Here is a 23,667-nt window from a genome sequence, read left to right as displayed (position 1 = left end):
AGGTTCATTCAGACGACAAAACCCGTCACTAAGTAACGGGTTAGTCAATAACTATAGTACGAATATAGCTGATAATCTGCAAGAACCCTAATCCGTAACCCCGGAATTATCCAACGGTCTCGGCCAAAACTGGATTTTTCATATCTCCATCAGAGCTGCTGTGAGCCTGATTTTATCGTAGCTGAAACGCCCACCCAGGTGCTCGTACACGGGCTTGGCGCTGTTGTTATCAAAGCCAATCTGGTTGATGGCCTCTTCGATTTCCGCCCGTTCGGCGGAGGTAATCATGCCCTCCAGATCAATGCTGTAACCAGACCGGCGCAGGTACAATAAATGGCTCAAAACGGTCTGGGTAGTCACCTGCCGCTCGGCGGCAATTTCCTCCATCGAATAGCCTTTTTCGTAGAGTTCGAGCGTTACCAGATGGGTAGAGCCACGCAGGTTGTTGCCCTCGCGGGCCTGCCCCCGCACGTAGCCCGTAATCACGTCGAGGAACCGACGGCCAAACAGTTGCAGCTTGCGCTCGCCCACCCCGCTTACATTGCGCAGGCCGTCGGGCGTGGTTGGGCGTTGGCGGGCCATATCTTCGAGCGTAGTATCGGTGAAGATAACGTACGGTGGTACATTCTGCTCGTCGGCCACTTGCTTGCGGAGGGTACGGAGCTGCTCAAACAGATCATCTTTAGCCTGCTGATTTTTAGCCTTGGGTTTCTCAACCACCGGTTTCAGCACATCTTCGGGCCGGACGAGTTCAATTTTGCGCCCTTCAAACAGAACAGCATCGCCCAGAATCCCCTTTTTGAGCGCGTAATGCTGATCGTACGCAATCTCAATCACCCCAATATTGATCAGTTGGTGCAGGTAACTCCGCCACTCATCGAATTTAAGGTCTTTACCGGCACCGTAGGTTTTTACCTTATCATACCCGTACTGCAACACGGTTTGGCTCCGCGAACCGCGTAAAATGTCGATCAGCAGATTCATGGGCACCCGCTCCTGCACCCGTACAATGGCCGACAGGGCTTTCTGAGCCAGAATTGTCCCGTCGAAGGTGACCCGTGGGTTACGGCACACATCGCAGTTACCGCAGGGCTCGGTGAGTTCTTCGGAAAAATAGCTAAGCAAAATCCGCCGACGGCAGGTGTGGGCATCGGCGTATTGCTGCATCCGTTCGAGCTTGGCTAACTGAACCCCCAAATTGGCGGGCTTGGCCTCGCTCAGCATGTCTTTGTACGTCGCTACGTCGGCAAAACTATAGAAGAGCACCGTATCGGCCGGGCTACCATCGCGGCCCGCCCGCCCGATTTCCTGGTAAAACCCCTCCATATTTTTGGGCATGTTGTAGTGGATCACCCACCGCACATTCGATTTGTCGATTCCCATCCCGAAGGCAATGGTGGCGCACATAATGCGGATGTCGTCTTTCAAAAACATCTCCTGCACCATGCTCCGCTCCGAATTGCTCATCCCGGCATGATAAAAACCCGCCATCAGGCCCTTTTCCTGCAATTTGGCCGCCAGGTTCTCGGTGGCTTTGCGGCTGAGGCAGTAAATAATCCCCGAGGTGTCGGGTTTCATCTGCAACAGCCGGACAATTTGCTGCAACCGATTCGTACCCGGCAATACCTGAAGGCTCAGGTTGGGGCGGTTAAACGAAGCCACAAACACCTGCGGGTCTACCATGCCGAGCCGGGTGGCAATATCCTGCCGGGTGAGTTTGTCGGCCGTAGCTGTCAGGGCAATCATCGGAATAGCCGGAAACTGCGCCCGCAGGGCGTGCAGTTGGGTGTATTCTGGCCGGAAATCATGCCCCCATGACGAGATACAGTGTGCTTCGTCGATGGCGAAGAGCGACAGGTTGAGCTGTTGTAAAAAAATGAAAAACGACTCACTCAGCAGTTTTTCGGGCGAGGTGTACAGCAGCTTGATTTTCCCGGCAAGGCAATCGTCTTCAATTTGCCGTTGTTCACGGGCCGATTGGGTACTGTTGAGGTACACAGCGGCCACCCCGTTGAGCTGAAGGGCCTCCACCTGATCTTTCATGAGCGCAATCAGGGGTGAGACTACCACCGTGATGCCCGGCAGCATAAGCGCCGGAATCTGAAAGCACACCGACTTACCGCCCCCGGTAGGCATGAGTACCACGGTATCTTTTCCGGCCAGTACCGACTGAATGATAGCCTCCTGCATGGGCCGGAAATGGTCGTAACCATAATACCGCTTCAGATAGGCTACGGGGCTACGGTCAGAGGGGGTACTACTATCGGTATTGAGCGGCTCAAACGGGGCGTCGGCAAGCATGGGCACGTAACGGGTATAAATTCAAATTTACGTAAATTCTGCCTGTTTTTCTGTTGCGTTAGTGATTTTCTACCCATCTTACCGTCTCAAGTGCTAAACCTTTATTCTAACTCAAAACCATTGCATTACAATGAAAAACTATGTGGCATTACTCGCATTTGTATTGAGCGTACTGGTAGCGTTTAACAGCCCAGCCCAGGACGAAAAGCCGAAGAAAGAGAAGGCGAAAAAAGAGGCTAAAGCAGAGAAAAAAGAGAAGAAGGAAGCCAAAGAAGACAAGAAAGAAGCGAAAGCGGACAAGAAGAAGGCTAAAGACGAAGGCGATAACGTAGCCAAGAAAGAGGCTAAAGAAGATAAGAAAGCGGCCAAGGCCGATAAAGCCGACGCCAAAGCCGATAAGAAGGAAGCCAAAGAAGACAAAAAAGCGGCTAAAGTTGACGATAAAACGGATAAGAAAACCGCTAAAGCCGACGACAAGGCCATGGCCAAGGCCGACAAGAAAGTAGCGAAAGCCAAAGAAGAAAAAGCCAGCCCCGCCGATTACAAAGCGCCGGTTGACCGTAGCCAGAAAGGCCCCAACGGCGAACCCGTGTACACCGGCCCCCGGGGAGGCAAGTACTACATCAATAAAAACGGCAACAAAACATACCTGAGCAGCCTGCGCGACTAAGCGCCAGGTTGGTACGTACCCAAACGGGTTGGTGTAGTCTGGTTCGCCCGGCTTACACCAACCCGTTTTACGTTCAGAGCCAGCCCGCCGGGTCGGGGCATAGTTGCAGAAACCGCGCCCGGTCGGTAAGGGAGCACACGCCGGGGAAATCGCCCCGATGGCCGAGCATATCGGTCATGAGCTGAAAATGAAGATGAGGTGGCCAATCGCCGTTTTCGGGGAAGGGACCAATCTCGGCTAGTTTATCACCTGCGTTGAAAACCTTGCCTTCGTACAGGCCTTCCAGCGACGCCCTTGAGAGGTGACCGTACAGACTGAATACAGGCGCGCCCTCCACATCGTGTTGCAGAATAATGGTCGGGCCATAATCACCAAAGTTGGCGTTATCGGCAAAGCTGTGCACAACTCCTGCTTTGGGCGCATATACGGGCGTACCGGCTTCGGCCCACAGGTCAATACCAAGATGAATTTCGCGGGGTTCGGCCTGCACGTCACCGAAGTGCGCACTCCGGCGGTAGATGACCCGGTGCTCGTTATACCCGCCAATACCCACCTGCGCCCCGGCTGCTTGTAGTTTACCAAATACATACGCGCTGAATAGGGCGGTATTGGTCAGGTCGAGGCCCGAATCGGGCAGAAGGTCGGGGTTTGTTGCCGAAAAATCGAGCGGTAAGGCTCGGGAGAGATCAAACGGAAGAATTGCAGCCATGCCAGATTTCATACCCAAAATTCGGAAAAGAGCGGTTGAGTTGTATAGCTGCGGGCGAGTTGTTTTGAAGACGATAATGGGTAACCTTACCTCGCCGGGTTTACGGGCACCCCCCATCTGGAATGATTGTGAGCCGGTTGCCCCTGGATGCTATGGCGGCTCCAGATTGGGTATTTTCTACTTCGGGAGTATATTTACCAACATTTTTTCCCGTTTTTGTGCATAAGCAACTTCGGTTTGACTTACACGCAAAACTTCATCTGCTTTTTACATTTTCTGAATGGAATCTACGGCAACGAAAACAATACCTTCGACCACTTTATTTGGCCACCCAGTCGGTCTCTTCGTTCTTTTCTTTACCGAAATGTGGGAACGGTTCAGCTACTACGGTATGCGGGCCATTCTGCTCCTCTTTTTGCTCGATAAAGTAGGCGGTGGCATGGGGCTTAACGAATCGGAAGGGGCCGCTATCTACGGCATTTATACAGCCTCGGTTTACCTGCTCTCATTACCCGGTGGCTGGATTGCCGACAACCTGCTGGGCCAGCAAAAATCGATCTGGTACGGCGGTATCATCATTATGCTGGGCCACATTATTCTGGCTATTCCGGGCAGTGAAGCCTTATTTTTTGCCGGACTCTGCACGGTTGCCATCGGTACGGGTCTGCTCAAGCCCAATATCAGCAGCATTGTGGGCGAACTGTACCCTGAAGGGGGCGCTCGCAAAGACTCAGCCTTTTCGATTTTCTACATGGGCATCAACATCGGTTCGCTGCTGGGCATTTCCATTGTTGGCTACCTGGGTCAGAAAGTGGGCTGGCACTACGGATTCGGGGCGGCAGCTGTAGCCATGTTTCTGGGTCTGACTACGTTCAAGATTTTCAGTAAGCGGTACCTGGGCGATCATGGCAATGTACTTGCCCAAACCCCCACCGACGCAGCTGCGACAACCGGTGGCAATCGCTCCATGCTTATTTTCCTGGCCGCGCTAGTATTGCTGCTGGCTGGTTTGCAGCTCACCGGGGTTATCGACATGACCACGGCGCAGGGACTGGCCCAGGCTATGGGCACCATTATCTCGCTCGTAGCTATCGGGTACTTTGCGTACATCCTGCTGGGTGGCGGCCTTACTACCGTTGAGAAAAAGCGCGTTGTGGTGTTGTTTGCGTTCTTTCTGGCGGCCGCCATGTTCTGGGCTGGCTTCGAGCAGCAGGGTTCTTCGCTGCAACTGTTCTCCGACCGCTATACCGACCTGAATATTTTGGGCTGGCAGATGCCGTCGAGCTGGTTTCAGAACTTCAATCCGGCGTTTATCCTGATCTTCTCGCCGGTTCTGGCTTCGCTCTGGGTATTTATTGATAAGCGTAAGCTTAGCTACCCGGCACCGGCCAAGCTGGCTACGGGGCTTTTATTGCTGGGGTCGGGCTACCTGTTTATGGTGGTAGCCTCCAATCAGGCATTGGCCGGACAGGCCACCGGCACGCTGGTTTCGCCCTTGTTTCTGACGTTTACGTACCTGTTTCACACCCTGGGCGAGTTGTTCCTCAGCCCCGTAGGTCTTAGCGCCTTCTCAAAACTGGCCCCCAAACGCTACACGAGCCAGCTCATGGGTATCTGGTTTGTTGGAGCTTCGCTGGGCAACCTCATTGCTGGCCTGTTTGCGGGTGGTTTCGATGAGGAAAACGTGCAGCAAATGCCAGCCATGTTCCAGAGTGTTGCCCTGTTCAGCCTCGGGTTTGGCCTGCTGTTGTTGCTGCTGTCGAAACCCATGAAGAAATGGATGGGAGGTATTGAGTAGGCTGTTCTTAGGTCGGCAGTGGCAGTAGGCAGTGCTGGCGCAAGTTTTTCTGCCTACTGCCACTGCCCACTGCTACTTTAGCCTCCCGCTTTCTTGGCTTTGTAGCCCTTGTTAGTGAGCCAGGTCAGCACTTTATCGCGGTGGTCGCCCTGAATCAGCACTTCACCTTCTTTGGCCGAGCCGCCTGTTCCGCAGGCGGCTTTTAGTTGTTTGGCCAAATCGCTCAGGTCGCCGTCGGTACCCACAAATCCGCGCACGGCCGTTACCACTTTACCGCCCCCCATTCGGTCGAGCCAGATTTTGAGTTGTTGCGCGGCCGGTGGTGGGGTTTCTATAGGAGTCTCGTCAGACGGAAACGTAAAATCGGGGTCTGTAGAATACACAAACGGGCCCGTATGGCGGTCGGAGCGGGATTTCTTGCTCATCGGTGTAAAGAAATTGAGTTCGTTGATTGTTTACAGTAACACCAGCAGGCTCGACGGCAACACCTGTACCATGCACTGCGATTCAGGTAGCAGTAGCGGTTCACCATCGGCATGGATTGACAGTGGTCCGTCGGCTTCAACGGTGGCTTTAACAACCGGTTCCCCGTGCCAGTACGGCGACGCTTCGAGCGTTTTGTTGAATAACCGCCAAACCAGTCCCCCACTCATCGACTTCGGAAACGGGCGTACCTCGCACTGGTCGAGCCGCCCGTCGGCGATGTTAGCCTTGGGGGCAATCCAAGCATTATTGCCAAACTGCCCGGCGTTGGCAAATGCAAGCGAAAACAGGTTTTTTTCGATCCCGTTGATCACGTACCGGCCGGGCTTGTAACTCCAGAAAGCCCCGTAGGCCGTTCGGATGTACGTAGACAGACCCCGCACGGGCTGTTGGGCAAACAAATGCGCCACATGAGCCTCGAAGCCCAAACCAGCCGTGCAGAAAAAAGGGTGCCCGCCTATTTCTCCGCTGTCGATAAGCACCGGCCGCCCGTCGACGGCTTTATCAATAGCCCGGCGGGCATCCAACGGCACGCCGAGGTGCCGCGCCAGCCCGTTGCCCGAACCCATCGGTACAATGCCAAGGGCCGTACCCGACTGCCGGAGGGCTCGTGCTGTTTCGTTAATAGTGCCGTCGCCCCCGATAGCTATTACACGGCCTACACCGCGCTGCACGGCCGCCGTAGCCAGCTGGGTAGCATGGCCTGCGTGGGTAGTCACAACGACTTCGGGGGTGTAGCCAGCCCGATTGGCCCGATCTGCGAGGTATTGCTGAAGCGTTGCTTTCTGAGCCGCTGTGGCGGTCCCCGACAAAGGGTTCACAATGGCCAGTAACGTGGATGTATTGGCCATTCAGGAAAAGAAAACAAACATCAGAATAATGAAAACCACGATGAAGATATAGTACCACCCGTCGGAAAACACATACGGTTTGTACTCGCGGTAAAAGTCACGGAGCCATTTCATGCCGCAAAGATACCCAAATTGTACGGCTTCGCGGGGCTTTTAGGGGCGCCCTTCCCGGCGTTGTTCCCGGCGTTGCTGCCGCTCTTCCTTCCGTTTTTCGCGCTTCTCCTTCCGTTCAGCTTTGCGCTCGGCTCGCTTCTCTTTCAGGTCTTCCCGGAAATTGCTCAAGGCATCTTTAAACGTGATGTCATTGTCGAACTCACCTTTGAACGCCTGAATGTAAGCATTGCGTAAAACACCAAAAATGGTCGGCCACAAGCCTGTTTTAACGTCATCAACGGTGCCCGATAACGGAATACGGGTGGCTACCTGATCGAGTTTCTGGTTTTTGAGCAGGGCCGTTCCACCCTGCGCCAGCAACTCGGTAAAAAACCGACCGACCGACCGGTTATCGTTTTCGTCGAGCTTAAAGATTTTCATCTCCTTCGTCAACGGCTTTACGTAGCCGTTCAGCTTACCATCATTCATGGCCATCTCACTGAACACGTTTAATCGGCCCCGTTCGAAGTCGATGTTGGCATAGGCCCGGGCCATCTCGTTGAGCTTGGTCATCTCGATGTTCGTGAACCGCAGGTCGTAGTTAAAATCGGGCATGGGTTTGAGCAGGTACATATTGGCATCAAAGCGCATGGTACCGCCATAGCCCGGAATGTCGCCTGTGGCCCACACGGGCGAGGGCAGCTTTCCCGTCACCTCTTCTACGTTTCGGATATTGCGAATTTCGCCATTGAACCGCTGCATGGACAGGTCGGCACGGGGTTTGGTAATCAGGCTGGCGAGGTCGATGCGGCCATTGATTACGGCAAACCGGTTGATCTGTATGGGCAACAGGTCTTTTACCAGCACCGTCCAGTCGACTTCTTCTCCGGTTTGCCGCTCCGACTCGTTGTTGCTGAACGCAAAGTTTAGCTCCGGTTCGTAAGCCTCGACCTCGCCCACCAGCTCGCCTTTGAACAGCGATTTCCATTCAATAGACAAGTCGGCTTTGGGGATGTACAGAAACGGCTCTTTGACCTTACCATTGATTTTACGAATCCGCAGGTCTTCGATCTGGTAAGCGCCCCGCAGCAGGGCAATGTTTACATCTTCGATACGGCCCGTATAGCTACCCATATCGGCCAGCACCTTGTTCACGTACCGCAGCACGACATAAGGCAGCAGCAACCGCCCCACAATGAGCAGCACCAGCAGTGCCAGTAGTATTTTGGTTGTTCGTTTCAAGACGTTGAGTAGTTGGTAATGAATAAAAAAACGCGGGAGGCCCGCGTTCTGTTTTTATCTCAACGGGTACGGCCCCTACAGGTCCACCCACATCACCATATCATAGGCGATTTCGTAGTCCAGCTCTTCGAGCGGCACCGTGTGCACAAACCGCCCTGCTTCGTCGACCCGAATGGCGTGCCAGAGGCCGGTGCCATCGCGCAGCAGAATCCGGTAGCCGTACAGCGGGTGCAGGGTTCCCGAATCGTACCGGTGGTCCCAGCCGGTCTGCAGTTCAATGGCAAACCCGATGCGTTGGAGCAAGTCGGGCATGCGCGCCAGCAGGCTATTATCGCTGCTGAGGTCTTCGATCCAAAGCACTAGCCCATCGATACCCCAATTGTACTGCAAGGCCGACGGCGTTACGGTCAGTAACGTCAGGCTGCTGGTCATTGGCGGCTCTATTGTGAACGTTTCCATGATTGTCTCGTTTGCGGCTACCGATTTCGGCAGGCTGCGTCAGGCAGCCCTAATCCGAAAGCGATACACCATTTTCCTGTTGCCACTTGCGGAGCCAGAACCGGTATTTTTTACGGCCGTACTCCACAAACCCCGGTAGCGAGGTGGCATCAACGGCAAACAGCCGATGGGGCTGCTGCTTCATCACCCCGATAAACACAAACCGAAACTGACGGGTAGCGGCCCACTCGTCGCCCGCGTACCGGAGGCTATCGAGGTAAAAAGCCGCCTGCCGGTCGTAATCGTAATCGTAGCAACTCTGTAAAAATTGGGCCTGTGTACGGGCCGAGGTCGTTTTAAAATCGAGCACGAGCGCATTTTGCCGTTTGGGGCTCGTGTACACCAGATCAAGCCGGGCCTTGCAGGCAATGCCGGTCTCAGGCTCGGTGAAAAGCACTACCCGCTCTTTTTCGGCTTTCTGCAAGTACCGGCGGCAAAAGGCATCTTGCCGAACCACATCCATCAGCTCGGCTACCTGCTCTGTCTGCGCCCGCTCCAGTTGCCCCGGTGCGAGCAAATCGGGCATGAGCTGCCGCAAGATGGTACCAACCGACTCCGGTTCAAGCAAGTGCTGATGAAACGCCTTACCCACCGTTTGGGTCTGCTCGGAAGGTTGCCGGGCCGACTGCCCCCCACCCGGCAGGCTGTTACCCAACCCCAGGTGTTCTTCTTTGAGCCGGGTCAGGTCGGAGTTTGATACCCGCGCAATGGCCCGGTAGTCGGGCATGGGCAGCCAATTGTCGGAGCCCGGTGCCCAACGGTCCGCTAACCGCGGTTGTGAATAAACATGCATAGGCTTAAACAGGGTCGGCGTTTAGGGCCAACGGTTCGTTGGTGGCCGGCAGTTGTTCGTTGTAAAACGGGTTGTAGTAATTGTACGCCGTTTTGATGTTGGCAATGTCCGTGAGGGTCTCCTGCCGAAACAGCTTCACCGACCGGGCGTACTGTTTCAGTTGGGCCGTGCGGGTTGGCTCACCCATCTGGTACGAAAACGAAGCAATGAAATACACCCCTTTCGGCTGAATCTTGGTGTTTTCCTTTTTCTCAGCCACGGCCGTAATCACCACATCGGCCAGGGTCTGGTCGTCGTAGTACAAAGGTTCGATGAGCCGGAAGATGTTATCGACCGAGTAGCCGTGAAACAGCACCGCCGACACGCAGTTTTTCTCATCAATGAAAAAAATCTCCGCCCAGTTTTTGGTGCCCATGTTCAGGATATTGTCCGTAAAAATGCGCCAGGCAATCGGCTGAAAGGTGAGCGAACGACCGAGCTTCTCCACCCCGTTGATATTGAACACCCCTTCTTTGGCGTCGAACCGATACTGCCGGGGATGTCCTTCGAGGTACTTGTATGCCGGTAAACCGCCCACCGAAGGGTCGATTTCGCCGTGCGGGTACCCACCCGATCCGATTTTTTGATCAGGTTTTAACCCGGTACCGTTTTGATTTGTCTCAGCGATGTTTTTGTTTTGCGTGTTCATTAGTATTTGTTGTTTACTGTTCAAGCAGGGGGCCCACATTGCGGTCCCTTTTGCCTTTTACAGGGGTGCCAGCAAGCAAGTAAAAATACACAGTTTTGCGTAAATTTCCAAGACCCGCCCCACCCAAAACACAGCCCCGCTACTCAAGGCCACGTAACCCGCACAAAGACGGCTTTACACGTAATCAAAACGCTATTCCGCCCGTAAACATTCCGAAAAATAACGCATCCTCCCGGGCCGTTTAATCAGTTTAGTTTTTACATAGTTTTGTGTAGCCTTCAACTCACCACAGCCTATGACGATTCACCACCGACTGCAACAACTGATTGACGCCCTCGACCTGAGCGTTCTCGAATTTTCTCGCCATTTGGGCGAACATCGGGGCGAAAAAATATACCACGTCTTACACGGCCGGCTAAAACCCCGTTATGACACACTGGAGAAAATTCTGGTGGCTTTTCCGAACGTCAACGGCGATTGGCTGCTGCGGGGCGAGGGCCTCATGTTTCGGTCAATGCCGCCATCACCCTCAGCCGCCATCACCACCGACGAGCGGCTCCGCAACATGGAATACCTCCTGTTTCAGCTCAATGAGCGGGTAAATTTACTCCAGCAAACCACCGACGATCTCCGGGCCGAACTGCGCGATGCCGTTCAGAAAAAGGGCGGCCCATTTTTAGAACATTGACCCATGACGTTGAGTTATATCGACAAATCACTCCAACGTTATGGCTACCAAATCACAATTCGACCCCGAAAACGTCGATGGCGAGTTTTACTCGCAAAACCCAAACCAACACGGTGATTCTGACTACGGTCGGGTATCAGAAGGGGTTGGTACGAATGAATTCAGAGATGCTACGTCGGGCATGGACATGGACACCGCCCACATGCGCGACAATCAGGCAACAAAAGAGAGCCACGCCCGCGAGGGCGAGGTAGCCCTGCCAACCGGCGAAAGCTTCGACAGTACGCAGGGATGGGATGTAGACCCCCGCGCCATGATCGAGGGCGAGCAAACCGGACGCCTGATGTCGGACGAAGCCGCGGCCAAACTGAGCGCCATCTCCGAAAATCCGTCCGACGAAGCTTTATTTGATCGGAATGATGCGACATACCTGGAAGCGGGCGACAACCCAAACCAGGGCTATGATCCTCATAATAAGGGATATGACCATAATCCAAAGGAGCAAGGCTCCGACCGTCAATAACAGAAGTAGAGCGCTGTTAGTAACGAAGCGGCCGAGGACAGTATAGTCTTCGGTCGCTTTTGTATTTTTGGGCGTTGAAAGACGCCGGCCACCGGCGCACTGGTTTTCTGAGCCTTTGCTACCCGGCCATTTCCAGCGTCCCGAACCCTTAATCCAACGTCTTTTTAGCTTTGATTATCGAAACCCGCGCCTACGCCCGGGCGGGCCTCATGGGGAATCCGTCGGACGGCTTTTTTGGTAAAACCATCTCGATCAGTGTCCGCAACTTCGGGGCATCGATTACGCTCTACGAATCGCCCGAGCTGAACATTGAACCGCAACCCCAGGACACCAACCAGTTCCGGTCTTTGTACGACCTGCGCGACGCCGTCAGCACCCTGGGGTATCATGGTGGTGTACCCTTGCTCAAAGCGGCCATCAAAACCTTTGTGGACCACTGCGACCGCGAGGGTATCCGGCTGGCCAACCGTAACTTTTCCATTCGCTACAACACCTCCATTCCGAGGCAGGTGGGCCTGTCGGGGTCGAGTGCCATTATTGTGGCGGCTTTCCGGGCACTCATGACATTCTACAACGTCGAGATTCCGCTGCCCATTTTGCCCAACCTGGTGCTGGGCTCCGAAATGGACGAACTGGGAATCACAGCCGGCCTGCAAGATCGGGTGATTCAGTGCTACGAGGGCTGCGTGTACATGGACTTCGACCGGAGCATTATGGACCGGCAGGGGCATGGCGAATACGAACCCCTCGACCCGCGTCTGCTGCCCAAGTTGTACATTGCGTACGATACCGACCTGGGCAAACAGTCGGGGCGGGTACACAACGATGTGCGCGCCCGCTGGCTCAAAGGCGAGGAAAAAGTGGTACAGACCCTGGCCGACATTGCCGACGTAGCCCAGCAGGGCCGCGACGCCATTGTGAACAACCAAACGCACCTGTTGCACGATCTTATTAACCGCAACTTCGATTTGCGTACCCAGATCTACAACATCAGTGAGCGCAATCTGGCCCTGATTCGGGCGGCCCGCGCCTGCGGGGCTTCCGCTTCGTTTACGGGCTCTGGTGGGTCTATCATCGGTGTTTATCAGGACGACACCATGCTCAACCAGCTTTTTGTGGAGCTGCGGAAGTTAAATGCACGCGTTATCAAGCCTTTTATTAATTAGTAGAGCCGCAACATCTTGCGGCTCACCGCTGGATAGTACCATCTTGCGTCTTCTGACCGGGTATCTTGATTCTAATTCTCACAAAACGTGCTGACGCACAGGAGCCGCAACCTATTGCGGCTCTACAAAAATTATGATTCGTAAAGCCGTTATCCCAGCCGCTGGTCTGGGCACCCGATTCCTGCCTGCTACCAAGGCTCAGCCCAAAGAAATGCTGCCCATCATCGACCGGCCCACCATTCAGTATGTGGTGCAGGAAGCCGTTGATTCGGGTATCGAAGACATTCTGATTATCACCGGAAAGGGCAAGCGAGCTATCGAAGACCATTTCGACCGCAACTACGAGCTGGAAGAGCGGCTCGAAGAGAAAGAAGATCAGATGCTGCTGAATGAGATGCGCCGACTCTCAGACATGGCCAACATCCACTACGTACGGCAACGGCAGCTCAACGGCCTCGGCGACGCCATCCGGTACGCCCGGCATCACGTGGGTAACGAGGCTTTTGCGGTACTACTCGGCGACACCATCATGGACGCCGTGATTCCGGTAACCCAGCAACTCCTCGACACCTACGAGCAGTACGGCGGGTCGGTAATTGCGGTGGAAGAAGTACCGCACGAGAAAGTAAACCGGTACGGTATTGTGGGCGGCAGCGCCCTCAGCGACCGGATTATGGCCCTCGACCAGCTGGTTGAAAAACCAGCCGTGAATGAAGCCCCCTCGAACCTAGCCATTGCCGGCCGGTACGTGCTTACGCCGGGTATTTTTGCGGCTCTCGACCAAACCGAAATGGGCAAAAACGGTGAACTCCAACTCACCGATGCCATGCAGTTGCTCCTCCGGCGCGAAAACCTGTACGCCCACCGGATTGAAGGCAAACGGCACGACATTGGCAACAAGCTTGATTTCCTGAAAACAACCGTTGAGTTTGCCCTTAAGCGCCCCGAATTTGCCGAGCCGTTCCGCCGATTTTTGAAAGAAATTACGGCCGACCAGTAGCCGACCAGCTTACGCACGGGTAGAGCCGATTTTAACAACTCTTTTTAACACGTGAAGCCCGATTGGAGACTTTACGTACTACAGGAATAAACGATTATTAATTTACCTTCATGAAATACCTCAAACACACAACCCTGGCATTGGCTGCTTTTGCGATGCTCTTCACCGCCGACGCTGATGCCCGTCCGAAAAAAGGAAAATGGGAAAAGTTGTTCGACGGCAAGTCGCTGGCGGGCTGGCATACGTACAAAAAAGCCGGTCAGCCTGTTTCGGATAAATGGACCATTGACGATGGCGCTATTCATTTCACCGGCGGCCGGGGCGCGGGCGATTTGGTGACGGATAAAGAATACGGCGATTTCGAGCTGGAGATCGAATGGAAAATTTCGGAGAAGGGCAATAGCGGGATTATCTACCACGTCAACGAAGACCCCAAATACGGTGCCACCTACAGCACTGGCCCCGAAATGCAGGTACTCGACGACGCCAAGCACCCCGACTCATTTGCCGGATCGGCGGGTAACCACAAAGCAGGTTCGCTGTACGACATGCTGCCCCCCAACGACCTAACGGCCGTGAAGCCTGCCGGTGAGTGGAACAAGGCCAAACTCGTGATTAAAGACGGCCGCGCCGAGCACTACCTCAACGGTAAGAAAATTGTTGAATACGCAACCAATGGCCCTGAGTGGGACAAAATGGTAGCCAACAGCAAGTTTAAGAGCTGGGAAGGGTTCGGTAAGTTCGCTAAAGGCCACCTGGCCCTGCAAGACCACGGCGACAAAGTTTGGTATCGTAACATCCGCATTCGCGAATTATAATTGCGATTGAGTGAATGAGCGATTGAGTGAATAGGCAAGCCTTTTCGTCAATGGCTGCCTTCAACTCATTCGCCCATTCACTCATTCACTCATTCACTCATTATGAAACGCCGAAATGCCCTCAAAACCCTCACCGGCAGCGCCCTCACGCTGTCGCTGACCGACGCCCTCGCCAACCCGATGGAAACAACTACCGCCATGCCTGCCCTGAAAGGAAACATCCGCCACTCGGTAAGCCGGTGGTGCTATGGTAGTATCCCGCTCGAAGAACTCGCTGAGGGCTGCAAGGCCATCGGCATTGAGTCGATCGAACTGACCGGCCCCAAAGAGTGGGAGGTGTTGAAGAAATACGGCCTTACCTCGGCTATGGGGCAACCCGATGCCTGGCCCAAAGGACTGGGTCTGCCCAGTTGTTTCAACAACCCCAAAAACCACGATGCCCTGGTGGCTTTGTACACCGAGCTGATTCCGCAGGCGGCAAGCATGGGCGTGAAAAACCTCATCACGTTTTCAGGCAACCGCAATGGCCTGGGCGACTACGAGGGCCTGCTCAACTGCCAGGCGGGTCTGAAAAAGATCATGCCTATTGCCGAGAAGCACGACGTGACCATCACGATGGAGCTACTCAGCTCGCGCGACAGCCACCCCGATTACCAGTGCGATAACCCGCAGTGGGGAGCTGTGTTGTGCGAAATGGTGGGCTCGTCGAAATTCAAACTGCTGTACGACATTTTCCACATGCAGAGTATGCAGGGCGACCACATCCGCAACATCCGTCGGTACGGGCAGTATTTCAGCCACTACCACACGGGCGGGATGCCCGGCCGCAAGGAAATCGACGATACGCAGGAGATTTATTACCCCGCTATTGTGAAAGCGATTGTGGCCACCGGCTACAAAGGTTTCATTGGGCAGGAGTACGTACCGACTCCCAAAGACAAGGCCGGTATGCTCGAATCGCTCAAGAAAGGGGTTCAAATCTGCGACGTGTAGCCGCAGCAACCCATACCAACATGCAACAGCCCGGCAAAAGTCGGGCTGTTTTGCTTTTTTCCCGGATGTACTTGTAAATTTTACGGATCTACAGGCGTAAAAACGGCCCTCCTTACGCCTTTGATAGCAAAGCACCAGACAACCTCGGTAGTTCGTAAATCGGTTTGGGTTCGATGGCCTGATCGGTCCCAAAAGCCAGAAACGAAACACCAGAAACCACAGTAGAGCACCATGAAGCCGAAACGTTTGCTGATCGGGGGTTTGGGTACGGTAGTCCTGCTGTCCTCCTTTTCAATGTTGGGGGTTTTCGAGCAAAAAGTCGACTACAATACCCAAATCAAGCCTATTCTGAACAAGCAGTGCATTGCCTGTCATGGTGGGGTGAAAAAAACGGCTGGTTTTAGCCTGCTGTTCCGGCACGAAGCCCTCGCCCCGACCAAATCAGGCAAACCCGCCATTGTTCCCGGCGACGCCGACGCCAGCGAAATGATTCGCCGACTCACGCTCGATGATCCCGAGGAGCGGATGCCCCTCGATGGCCCGCCCCTGAGCGAAGACGAAATCCAGTTACTCCGGGACTGGGTTGATCAGGGTGCCGAGTGGGGCGACCACTGGGCCTACACGCCCGTTGAAAAACCCGAAGTACCCCGGCCCGGCTCGTTCTGGGACCAACTGGGGAGCGTTATTCCGGGCCTTGCCGAAAGCGACGAAACGGCCTGGGCTAAAAACGAAATCGACTATTTTGTGCTCGACGGTCTCCGCACCGTTCGGGACACCACCGCCGACGCCCAGCTGGCTAAAACCCTGCGCCCATCGGCCGAGGCAAGCCGGGCTACCCTGCTCCGCCGGGTTTCGCTCGACCTGACGGGCCTGCCGCCAACCCCCGAACAGGTAAGCGCCTTTGTAAACGATACATCGCCCGATGCCTACGAGAAACAAGTTGATCGACTGCTGGCTTCGTCGGCGTATGGCGAAAAATGGGCCGGTATGTGGCTCGACCTCGCCCGGTATGCCGATACCAAAGGGTACGAGCGTGACCCCGGTCGGCAAATCTGGCGTTACCGCGACTGGCTCATCAAGGCATTTAACGACGACAAACCGTACAACCTTTTCCTGACCGAACAGCTCGCGGGCGACCTGATGCCCAACCGCGATCCGCTTACGGGCCTCCCACCCGACGATCAGCTCGTGGCAACCGGGTTTCATCGCAACACCATGAACAACGATGAGGGTGGCACTCAGGACGAAGAGTTTCGGGTGGCGGCCGTTATCGACCGGGTCAACACCACCTGGGATGTGTTTGGGGGCACTACCTTTGCCTGCGTGCAGTGCCACAGCCACCCCTACGACCCCTTCACACACGAAGAGTACTACAAGTACATGGCGTTTTTCAACAACACCCGCGACGAAGACGTCACAACCGACACGCCAACCCTCCGTTTCTACAAAGACAAAGACTCCGTGCGGGTGCAGGAACTCTATAGCTGGATGGGCCGCCTAGCCCCACCCGGACAAACGGCCCAACAACGCCAGTTTTTACGGACGCTGGAGCCTAAATTTAACTCGCACGCGCTCGACCAATACCAGAAAGCCTCGCTGCTCGACGCCAAATTTTTCGGTATTCTGCACGAGGGCTCTGGGCGGCTGCCCAACGTAACCCTGACGGGGCAAAACCGGCTTCTCATAGCCTGGTCGAACGAAACACCCGGCGCCACGCTCACCATCCGGCGCGACAGCCTCAATGGCCCCGTGCTGGTGAGCCTACCCGTACCAGCACCCGCCCGTGATACCGTTCAGATCTTTCCGATTCCTGAAGTTGCCGGTCGGCACAACCTGTTTTTTCGGCTCGACAACCCCAAAGGCGGCAACAAATGGGTGAGCATCAAATGGATTGCCTTTCAGCGGGCCATGCCCGGCCAATCCGCCCACCGGCTGGGAGCAGTTGAAATGGAGTACGCGCTGCTGCTCAACAAGCGGCCACAGTCTACGCCTATTCTGCTTGATGGCACCGGTGACCTCGCCCGGCCAACGCAGGTATTTGACCGGGGCAACTGGCTCGTCAAAACCAAACGCGTACAGCCCGATGTACCCAAGTCCATTCTGCCTCTCTCGCCCGACCTGCCCCGCAACCGGCTGGGGCTCGCCCGCTGGATGACGGACCGGAAACACCCGCTCACGGCCCGCGTAGCCGTCAATCGGTTTTGGGAGCAGTTATTCGGCACGGGCCTGGTCGAAACCGTTGAAGACCTCGGAACGCAGGGCAGCACGCCCACACACCGCGCCTTACTCGACTATTTAGCCGCCGAGTTTATGGAGACCGACGGCTGGCGGATAAAGAAAATGCTTCGGCGCATGGTGCTGTCGGCCACGTACCGGCAGCAGTCGGCAGCTCCGGCAGCTTTGGTTACGGCCGACCCTACAAACAAATACCTCGCGCGCGGGCCACGGGTGCGACTGGCCGCTGAGCAGGTACGCGATCAGGCCCTGGCCGTGAGCGGCTTGCTCAACCCTAAAATGTACGGTCCCAGCGTGATGCCTCCCCAACCCGACGGTATCTGGCAGTCGCCTTACAACGGCGAAAGCTGGAAGCTGAGCGACGCTACCGACCGCAATCGCCGGGCTCTGTACACCTACTGGAAACGCACGGCTCCCTATCCATCCATGATTACGTTCGACAGCCCGAGCCGCGAGTTTTGTCAGGTTCGGCGGCTCCGGACTAACACGCCCCTTCAGGCACTGGTGACCCTCAACGACCCAGTGTATGTAGAGGCCGCCCGGACCCTGGCCGACTGTGTTCGTGAACAGGCCCGAACGCCTGAGGAGCAAATCAAGGCCGCGTTTCGGCGGGTAGCCCTGCGTGAAATTGAGCCGCGCAAACTGGCGGTGCTTCTCCGGTTGTACCGAAACACGGAGCAACACTACCGGCAACACCCCGACGAGGCCCAACAACTAATGGGCTTCGAGCAGGCAAGTCCGGCTCTGGCGGCCCTGACCGTGACGACCAACACGGTATTGAATCTGGACGAAGTGATTACGAAAGAATAACAATGTGTAATGTGTAATGTGTAATGTGTAATGTGTAATGTGTAATGTGTAATGTGTAATGTGTAATGTTTTTAACCAATAATGTCCGTATCGGTCGCCGTACTCTGTTTTCAGACGGCCGGGGGTAGGGTAAGACATGGAAAAGCTTCTCAAAGAACTTCAGCAGGCCGCTTTACAGCGCGAAACCCGGCGTCATTTTTTCCAGACCTGCTCCACGGGTTTGGGCGCAATGGCCCTCGGCTCCTTTTTGAGTAGTTGTGGCTGGGGAGGGAATAAAGCCACGCCCGCATCGGGCTTAGCCGGCCCCACCGAACCCATGATGCCCCGGCCGGCCCAGTTCAACCCAAAGGCCAAACGCGTGATTTACATTCACATGGCCGGCTCACCGAGTCAGCTCGAACTGTTTGACTATAAACCCGAACTGGTCAAATACCACGGCCGCGACTGCCCGCAGGAGTTGCTCGAAGGTAAAAAGTTTGCGTTTATCCGGGGGGTACCCAAAATGCTCGGGCCGCAGGGCAAATTTGCCCAGTACGGGCAGTCGGGGGCTTGGCTCTCCGATTATCTCCCTCATTTGCAGGGCGTAGTCGACGAGATCAGCTTCCTCAAAGCTATGCACACCGACCAGTTTAACCACGCCCCCGCACAGTTGCTCATGCATACGGGCAGCGCCCGGCTGGGTCGGCCCAGCATCGGCTCGTGGGTGACCTACGGGCTGGGTTCTGAAAACGACGACCTGCCCGGCTTTGTGGTGCTGGCCTCGGGCGGTAAACAGCCCGACGCGGGCAAGTCGGTATGGGGAAGCGGGTTTCTGCCCACAGTATATCAGGGTGTGCAGTGCCGTACCGACGGCGACCCCGTGCTGTACGTATCGGACCCGGCCGGCATGAACCGCGATATTCGGAAACAAACCATCGACGCCATCACCGAAATCAACCAGCAGGCTTACAACGAGGTCAACGACCCCGAGATCCTGACCCGAATCAGCCAGTATGAGCTGGCTTTTCGGATGCAGATGTCCGTACCCGATGCCATGGACATCAAAAGTGAACCACAGTACATCATGGACCTGTACGGAGCCGACCCCAACGTAGGGTCGTTTGCCCGCAACTGCCTGTTGGCCCGGCGGCTGGTTGAGCGTGGTGTCCGGTTTGTGCAGTTGTTCGACTGGGGTTGGGATACGCACGGCACCAGCGCCGACGGAGCCCTCGAAATTGGTCTGAAAAACAAGTGTCGGGAGTCCGATCAGGCAGTAGCCGGTTTGCTCAAAGACCTGAAACAACGTGGCCTGCTCGACGATACACTTGTGGTGTGGGGCGGGGAGTTTGGGCGCACGCCCATGCAGGAAAATCGCGACGGCCTAACCCTACCGTTTATGGGTCGGGACCACCACCTCGACGCGTTTACGGTCTGGATGGCAGGCGGGGGTGTTCGGAAAGGATTCAGTTATGGCGAAACTGACGATATAGGTTACTACGGCGTAAAGGATAAGGTGCATGTGCACGACTTACACGCCACCATTCTGCACCTGTTAGGCTTTGATCACGAACAACTTACTTATCCTTTTCAGGGGCGCTCGTTTCGTCTGACCGATGTAGCCGGAAAAGTGGTAAAACCTGTACTTGCTTAGCGAAAAAGTACAAATTCTTGACCGAATGCTAAGTAAATAGTGAAACAAACGTAATTTTGTTATCGTTTAACAAAAATCAACCTCCTGTTTTTGTTTGTTTTAAAACCGTATGAAACAAGCCATCTATGTGTTGGTAGCAATGTCACTGCTATCATCCTGCGTTAGCAAGAAGAAACTGACTCAATTACAGTCAAGCTACAATGAATTAGAGAACGCCCGTAACAAGGCTGTTGCTGATTTGAGCGACTGTGACCGCAAGTTGACGGGCCTTCAGTCAGACCTGCGTACCCGTGACACGGACCTGGCCACCAATAAAACCCGGATCGCCGAACTGGAGTCTCAGCTGGCTGACCTGCGCAAGAATAACAACAGCCTCATCGACCGGATGGCCGACCTGTCGGTAGTGAGCAAGCAAGGTGCCGAGAGCATTAAGAAGTCGCTCGAAGTACTGAACGAGCAAACCAAGCAGGTAAACAACCTGAACCAGTCGATTCAGCGGAAAGACTCGTTGAACCTGGCGCTGGTAATGAGCCTGAAGCGCTCACTGGCCGACGTAAACGATCAGGATATTCAGGTTGAGGTGAAAAAAGGCGTTGTATACGTTTCGATTGCCGACAAACTGCTGTTCGCATCGGGCCGTTACGAGGTTAACAAAGCTGCTGAGGCCGTTCTGGGCAAGGTAGCGTCGGTTGTAAATGACCACAAAGAACTGGACGTTCTGGTACAGGGTCACACAGACGTTGTCCCCATCGCGGGTGAGTTTGTGAAAGACAACTGGGACCTGAGCGTAATGCGTGCTACCTCGGTTGTTCGGTTGCTGCAAAGCAAGTTCAGCGTAGCTCCTGAGCGTCTGACGGCCGGTGGCCGGGGCGAGTACGAGCCTAAAGATGATAATGCTACGGCAACTGGTCGGAAAACGAATCGCCGGACGGAGATCATCCTGACGCCGAAACTCGATCAGTTCTTCAACCTGCTTACGGCTGGTCAGGGCAAATAAGCTCAGCCAACGTATGCAAAAAGCGGCCCCGCCATTATGGTGGGGCCGCTTTTTGGTTTAATGCAGTTGCATCGTTGCCGATTGTGTGGCAATTTCCCGGACAAACTCTCACTCTATGCTTAGCACTGCTACCCGTACCCTACTACTTCATCTGCTTTTATTATTTTCTCCCTTGCTACTCCGTGCCCAAACCATTACCTCATTTACCAACGGGATGGAGAAGCGGCCGGGATTTCTGACGTTTTACTGGGACGCCAAAAAAGGCAAAATCTGGCTCGAAATTAGCCGGTTTAATCAGGAGCTGCTTTACTACCCTACGCTGGCGCAGGGCGTCGGCTCCAACGATATTGGCCTCGACCGGGGGCGGCTTGGTCAAGAGCACGTCGTGCAGTTTCAGCGGAGCGGCAACCGCGTTCTGCTCATCGAAACCAACTACGGTTACCGCGCCCTCAGCCTCGACTCACTGGAGCGTCGGGCCGTAGCCGAATCATTTGCCCAGTCGGTACATGGGGGCTTTGAGATTGTGGCCGAAGAGAACGGCACTGTACTGGTCGATTTCACCCCGTTTCTGCTTCAGGATGCTGTAGGCGCTATTCAGGCCATTGCCCAAACCCGGCAGGGCACGTTCCGGATCGACCCGAACCGGTGCGCGCTGTACCTGCCGCACACCAAGGCGTTTCCGCAAAACACCGAATTTGAGGCAACCATTACCCTCACTGGCGATGCGCCGGGCCCGTACCTGCGCGAGGTGGTGCCTACCCCAACCATCGTAACCATGCGGCAGCACCATTCCTTTGTGCAACTCCCCGACCTGACAGCCCCCGACGCGTACAAACCCCGCATAATGGACTCCCGTTCGGGGTATTTTGGCATCGACTTCTTCGATTATGCCTCGCCGTTTAGCCAGCCTATCAGCAAACGGTACATTGCCCGTCACAAGCTTCAGAAAAAAGACCCCTCGGCCGCCATCAGCGACCCCGTTGAACCCATTGTGTACTACATGGACCCCGGTGCTCCCGAGCCAATCCGGTCGGCCCTGATGGATGGTGCCAAGTGGTGGAATCAGGCTTTTGAAGCGGCCGGCTACCGCAATGCGTTTCAGGTGAAACTGCTGCCACCCGATGCCGACCCGATGGATGTTCGCTATAATCTGGTACAGTGGGTACACCGTTCTACGCGGGGCTGGTCGTACGGAGCCAGCATTACCGACCCACGCACCGGGCAAATTCTGAAAGGCAAAGTAACGCTCGGCTCGCTGCGGGTTCGGCAGGATTACCTCATTGCGCAGGGGCTGGTGGGCAGTTTTGATACCAATGGCGCCGACACCACCGAAGCCGTACAAATGGCGTTGGCCCGGCTACGGCAACTGGCCGCCCACGAAATTGGCCACACGCTCGGCCTACCCCACAACTATGCCGCCAGTGTAAACAGCCGGGCCTCGGTCATGGATTATCCACACCCGCAGGTGGATATCGTGGATAACGCGGGAAACCCCAAACTCTCATTAGCCAATGCCTACACCACCGAAATTGGCGAATGGGATAAAGTGGCCATTGCCTACGGGTATCAGCATTTTCCGAAAGGGGCCAACGAAAAAGCCGAACTCGACAAGATCATTACCAACTACATCAGGCGCGGCCTCAAATACCTGAGCGATCAGGACGGGCGGCCCGAGGGCGGTGCTCACCCCCAAACGCACCTCTGGGACAATGGCACCGATGCCGTGGCCGAACTGAACCGGGTGATGCAGATTCGGCATATTGCCCTGAATCAGTTCAATGAAAAGAAAATCCCGGTTGGCACGCCTATGGCTAATCTGGAAGAAGTGCTGGTGCCACTGTATATGTTCCACCGGTATCAGGTCGAAGCGGCCGTGAAAGTGCTGGGTGGCCTCGATTACACCTACGCCACCCGGGGCGATGGCCAACTCGTTACGCAGGTGGTACCTGCCCAAACGCAACGGCAGGCTCTGAGTAGCTTGATGAACACCATATTACCAACAAACCTGGTTCTTCCTGAACCGATTTTGAAGCTTATTCCACCCCGCGCTTATGGGTTCAACGCCAACCCCCGCGAGGTATTTAAACGCCGAACGGGTATCACGTTCGATCCGCTAGGCCCGCCCGAAGCCGCTATCAACCTCACGCTCCGGCTTTTACTCAACCCTGAGCGGTGCGCCCGGCTCATCAATCAGCAGGCGCTGGACCCGCAACAACCCGGCATGAGCGAACTGGTCAGCGCACTGATGGGGCAAGCGTTCGGTATGCGCCTGACAGGGCAGTACAACCACAGCGATCAGATTCAGTTGTTGCTGCGGCATAAATTGGTGGAAGGCCTTATCGGGCTGGCAACCAACAAAGACACCGACGCGCGGGTACGCGAGGTGGCACACAACGGGCTCATGGCCATCAAGAAGAAATACCTGCGCGGTCGTTCAACCGAGGTAGAGTACAAAACTGAGTTGCAGTATCGGACATCGAACCGAAACCCCGGCTACCTGCACTGGATGATTCGGCAGTATGAGCAGAACCCGCAACAAGCCCCAGTGGCGACTACGGCGCTCGTAGCCCCCGATGGCGCGCCCATCGATCCCGGTCAGGAGTGGCTCGATGGCTGTAGCTGGCATTGAGCTGGTTTTAGGTAGCTTATTATCCAGTCCGCATCCCGAACAGCTCGTAATA

20 protein-coding genes are annotated in these 23,667 nt (G+C 55.2%); 12 read left to right on the top strand and 8 right to left on the bottom strand.

Going from position 1 to position 23,667, the window contains the following annotated elements:
- Positions 1-138 precede the first annotated feature (138 nt).
- Positions 139-2,301 (bottom strand): DNA helicase RecQ, encoded by a 2,163-nt coding sequence (gene recQ, locus F5984_RS15605; protein WP_152125184.1) that lies wholly within the window; start codon positions 2,299-2,301, stop codon positions 139-141.
- Positions 2,302-2,431: 130 nt separating this feature from the next.
- Between recQ and F5984_RS15600 the strand changes: the two genes are divergently transcribed.
- Complete coding sequence (locus F5984_RS15600) at positions 2,432-2,971, top strand: hypothetical protein (RefSeq protein ID WP_152125183.1); 540 nt, start codon at positions 2,432-2,434, stop codon at positions 2,969-2,971.
- A 73-nt stretch (positions 2,972-3,044) separates the two neighbouring features.
- Here F5984_RS15600 and F5984_RS15595 read toward each other — a convergent pair whose 3' ends face one another.
- Complete coding sequence (locus F5984_RS15595) at positions 3,045-3,680, bottom strand: peptidoglycan DD-metalloendopeptidase family protein (protein ID WP_246169033.1); 636 nt, start codon at positions 3,678-3,680, stop codon at positions 3,045-3,047.
- A 280-nt stretch (positions 3,681-3,960) separates the two neighbouring features.
- On the opposite strand from F5984_RS15595, the gene F5984_RS15590 reads away from it, so the two are divergent.
- Positions 3,961-5,478 (top strand): peptide MFS transporter, encoded by a 1,518-nt coding sequence (locus tag F5984_RS15590; protein WP_152125181.1) that lies wholly within the window; start codon positions 3,961-3,963, stop codon positions 5,476-5,478.
- A 77-nt stretch (positions 5,479-5,555) separates the two neighbouring features.
- On the opposite strand, the gene F5984_RS15585 is transcribed toward F5984_RS15590, so the two are convergent.
- The 6 genes from F5984_RS15585 to F5984_RS15560 form a co-directional block, all read right to left on the bottom strand.
- Entirely contained in the window at positions 5,556-5,903 is a 348-nt protein-coding gene (locus tag F5984_RS15585; RefSeq protein ID WP_152125180.1) for a translation initiation factor, read from the bottom strand.
- 30 nt (positions 5,904-5,933) lie between these two features.
- Positions 5,934-6,812, bottom strand: a complete 879-nt coding sequence (locus F5984_RS15580) for a diacylglycerol/lipid kinase family protein (protein WP_152125179.1) — start codon at positions 6,810-6,812, stop codon at positions 5,934-5,936.
- A 153-nt stretch (positions 6,813-6,965) separates the two neighbouring features.
- A complete protein-coding gene (locus F5984_RS15575; RefSeq protein ID WP_152125178.1) occupies positions 6,966-8,147 on the bottom strand; it encodes a DUF748 domain-containing protein in 1,182 nt (393 codons plus the stop codon).
- Between the two features lie 75 nt (positions 8,148-8,222).
- Complete coding sequence (locus F5984_RS15570) at positions 8,223-8,606, bottom strand: hypothetical protein (protein WP_246169032.1); 384 nt, start codon at positions 8,604-8,606, stop codon at positions 8,223-8,225.
- A 49-nt stretch (positions 8,607-8,655) separates the two neighbouring features.
- Positions 8,656-9,438: a PD-(D/E)XK nuclease-like domain-containing protein gene (locus F5984_RS15565; RefSeq protein WP_152125177.1), complete on the bottom strand. Its 783-nt coding sequence runs from the start codon at positions 9,436-9,438 to the stop codon at positions 8,656-8,658.
- A gap of 4 nt (positions 9,439-9,442) precedes the next feature.
- Entirely contained in the window at positions 9,443-10,126 is a 684-nt protein-coding gene (locus tag F5984_RS15560) for a hypothetical protein (protein WP_152125176.1), read from the bottom strand.
- A 295-nt stretch (positions 10,127-10,421) separates the two neighbouring features.
- Between F5984_RS15560 and F5984_RS15555 the strand changes: the two genes are divergently transcribed.
- The 10 genes from F5984_RS15555 (at position 10,422) to F5984_RS15510 (ending at position 23,615) form a co-directional block, all read left to right on the top strand.
- Positions 10,422-10,814: a helix-turn-helix domain-containing protein gene (locus F5984_RS15555; RefSeq protein ID WP_152125175.1), complete on the top strand. Its 393-nt coding sequence runs from the start codon at positions 10,422-10,424 to the stop codon at positions 10,812-10,814.
- Positions 10,815-10,854: 40 nt separating this feature from the next.
- Positions 10,855-11,337 carry a hypothetical protein gene (locus tag F5984_RS15550; RefSeq protein WP_152125174.1) on the top strand — a complete coding sequence of 161 codons (483 nt, stop codon included), beginning with the start codon at positions 10,855-10,857 and terminating at the stop codon, positions 11,335-11,337.
- A gap of 170 nt (positions 11,338-11,507) precedes the next feature.
- Positions 11,508-12,503 carry a mevalonate kinase family protein gene (locus F5984_RS15545; protein WP_152125173.1) on the top strand — a complete coding sequence of 332 codons (996 nt, stop codon included), beginning with the start codon at positions 11,508-11,510 and terminating at the stop codon, positions 12,501-12,503.
- A 133-nt stretch (positions 12,504-12,636) separates the two neighbouring features.
- Positions 12,637-13,503: a UTP--glucose-1-phosphate uridylyltransferase GalU gene (gene galU / locus F5984_RS15540; protein ID WP_152125172.1), complete on the top strand. Its 867-nt coding sequence runs from the start codon at positions 12,637-12,639 to the stop codon at positions 13,501-13,503.
- Positions 13,504-13,613: 110 nt separating this feature from the next.
- Entirely contained in the window at positions 13,614-14,321 is a 708-nt protein-coding gene (locus F5984_RS15535) for a 3-keto-disaccharide hydrolase (RefSeq protein ID WP_152125171.1), read from the top strand.
- A gap of 102 nt (positions 14,322-14,423) precedes the next feature.
- Complete coding sequence (locus F5984_RS15530; protein ID WP_152125170.1) at positions 14,424-15,314, top strand: hydroxypyruvate isomerase family protein; 891 nt, start codon at positions 14,424-14,426, stop codon at positions 15,312-15,314.
- A 231-nt stretch (positions 15,315-15,545) separates the two neighbouring features.
- On the top strand, positions 15,546-18,359 hold the full coding sequence (locus F5984_RS15525) for a DUF1553 domain-containing protein (RefSeq protein ID WP_152125169.1): 2,814 nt from the start codon (positions 15,546-15,548) through the stop codon (positions 18,357-18,359).
- 136 nt (positions 18,360-18,495) lie between these two features.
- Positions 18,496-19,989: a DUF1501 domain-containing protein gene (locus tag F5984_RS15520; protein WP_152125168.1), complete on the top strand. Its 1,494-nt coding sequence runs from the start codon at positions 18,496-18,498 to the stop codon at positions 19,987-19,989.
- Between the two features lie 109 nt (positions 19,990-20,098).
- Entirely contained in the window at positions 20,099-20,986 is an 888-nt protein-coding gene (locus F5984_RS15515; RefSeq protein ID WP_027302995.1) for an OmpA family protein, read from the top strand.
- A 115-nt stretch (positions 20,987-21,101) separates the two neighbouring features.
- A complete protein-coding gene (locus F5984_RS15510) occupies positions 21,102-23,615 on the top strand; it encodes a zinc-dependent metalloprotease (protein WP_394367416.1) in 2,514 nt (837 codons plus the stop codon).
- The last annotated feature ends 52 nt before the right edge of the window (positions 23,616-23,667 follow it).

This window comes from Rudanella paleaurantiibacter, from assembly GCF_009184635.1.
Taxonomy (GTDB): Bacteria; Bacteroidota; Bacteroidia; order Cytophagales; family Spirosomataceae; genus Rudanella; species Rudanella paleaurantiibacter.
This window is presented reverse-complemented; position numbering and strand designations above follow the sequence as displayed.

What these genes read in the sequence shown, in the direction of transcription:
- recQ (WP_152125184.1), bottom strand. Translation starts at nt 2,301, where the DNA reads ATGCTTGCCGACGCCCCGTTTGAGCCGCTCAATACCGATAGTAGTACC.
- F5984_RS15600 (WP_152125183.1), top strand. Translation starts at nt 2,432, where the DNA reads ATGAAAAACTATGTGGCATTACTCGCATTTGTATTGAGCGTACTGGTA.
- F5984_RS15595 (WP_246169033.1), bottom strand. Translation starts at nt 3,680, where the DNA reads ATGGCTGCAATTCTTCCGTTTGATCTCTCCCGAGCCTTACCGCTCGAT.
- F5984_RS15590 (WP_152125181.1), top strand. Translation starts at nt 3,961, where the DNA reads ATGGAATCTACGGCAACGAAAACAATACCTTCGACCACTTTATTTGGC.
- F5984_RS15585 (WP_152125180.1), bottom strand. Translation starts at nt 5,903, where the DNA reads ATGAGCAAGAAATCCCGCTCCGACCGCCATACGGGCCCGTTTGTGTAT.
- F5984_RS15580 (WP_152125179.1), bottom strand. Translation starts at nt 6,812, where the DNA reads ATGGCCAATACATCCACGTTACTGGCCATTGTGAACCCTTTGTCGGGG.
- F5984_RS15570 (WP_246169032.1), bottom strand. Translation starts at nt 8,606, where the DNA reads ATGGAAACGTTCACAATAGAGCCGCCAATGACCAGCAGCCTGACGTTA.
- F5984_RS15565 (WP_152125177.1), bottom strand. Translation starts at nt 9,438, where the DNA reads ATGCATGTTTATTCACAACCGCGGTTAGCGGACCGTTGGGCACCGGGC.
- F5984_RS15560 (WP_152125176.1), bottom strand. Translation starts at nt 10,126, where the DNA reads ATGAACACGCAAAACAAAAACATCGCTGAGACAAATCAAAACGGTACC.
- F5984_RS15555 (WP_152125175.1), top strand. Translation starts at nt 10,422, where the DNA reads ATGACGATTCACCACCGACTGCAACAACTGATTGACGCCCTCGACCTG.
- F5984_RS15550 (WP_152125174.1), top strand. Translation starts at nt 10,855, where the DNA reads ATGGCTACCAAATCACAATTCGACCCCGAAAACGTCGATGGCGAGTTT.
- galU (WP_152125172.1), top strand. Translation starts at nt 12,637, where the DNA reads ATGATTCGTAAAGCCGTTATCCCAGCCGCTGGTCTGGGCACCCGATTC.
- F5984_RS15535 (WP_152125171.1), top strand. Translation starts at nt 13,614, where the DNA reads ATGAAATACCTCAAACACACAACCCTGGCATTGGCTGCTTTTGCGATG.
- F5984_RS15530 (WP_152125170.1), top strand. Translation starts at nt 14,424, where the DNA reads ATGAAACGCCGAAATGCCCTCAAAACCCTCACCGGCAGCGCCCTCACG.
- F5984_RS15525 (WP_152125169.1), top strand. Translation starts at nt 15,546, where the DNA reads ATGAAGCCGAAACGTTTGCTGATCGGGGGTTTGGGTACGGTAGTCCTG.
- F5984_RS15520 (WP_152125168.1), top strand. Translation starts at nt 18,496, where the DNA reads ATGGAAAAGCTTCTCAAAGAACTTCAGCAGGCCGCTTTACAGCGCGAA.
- F5984_RS15515 (WP_027302995.1), top strand. Translation starts at nt 20,099, where the DNA reads ATGAAACAAGCCATCTATGTGTTGGTAGCAATGTCACTGCTATCATCC.
- F5984_RS15510 (WP_394367416.1), top strand. Translation starts at nt 21,102, where the DNA reads ATGCTTAGCACTGCTACCCGTACCCTACTACTTCATCTGCTTTTATTA.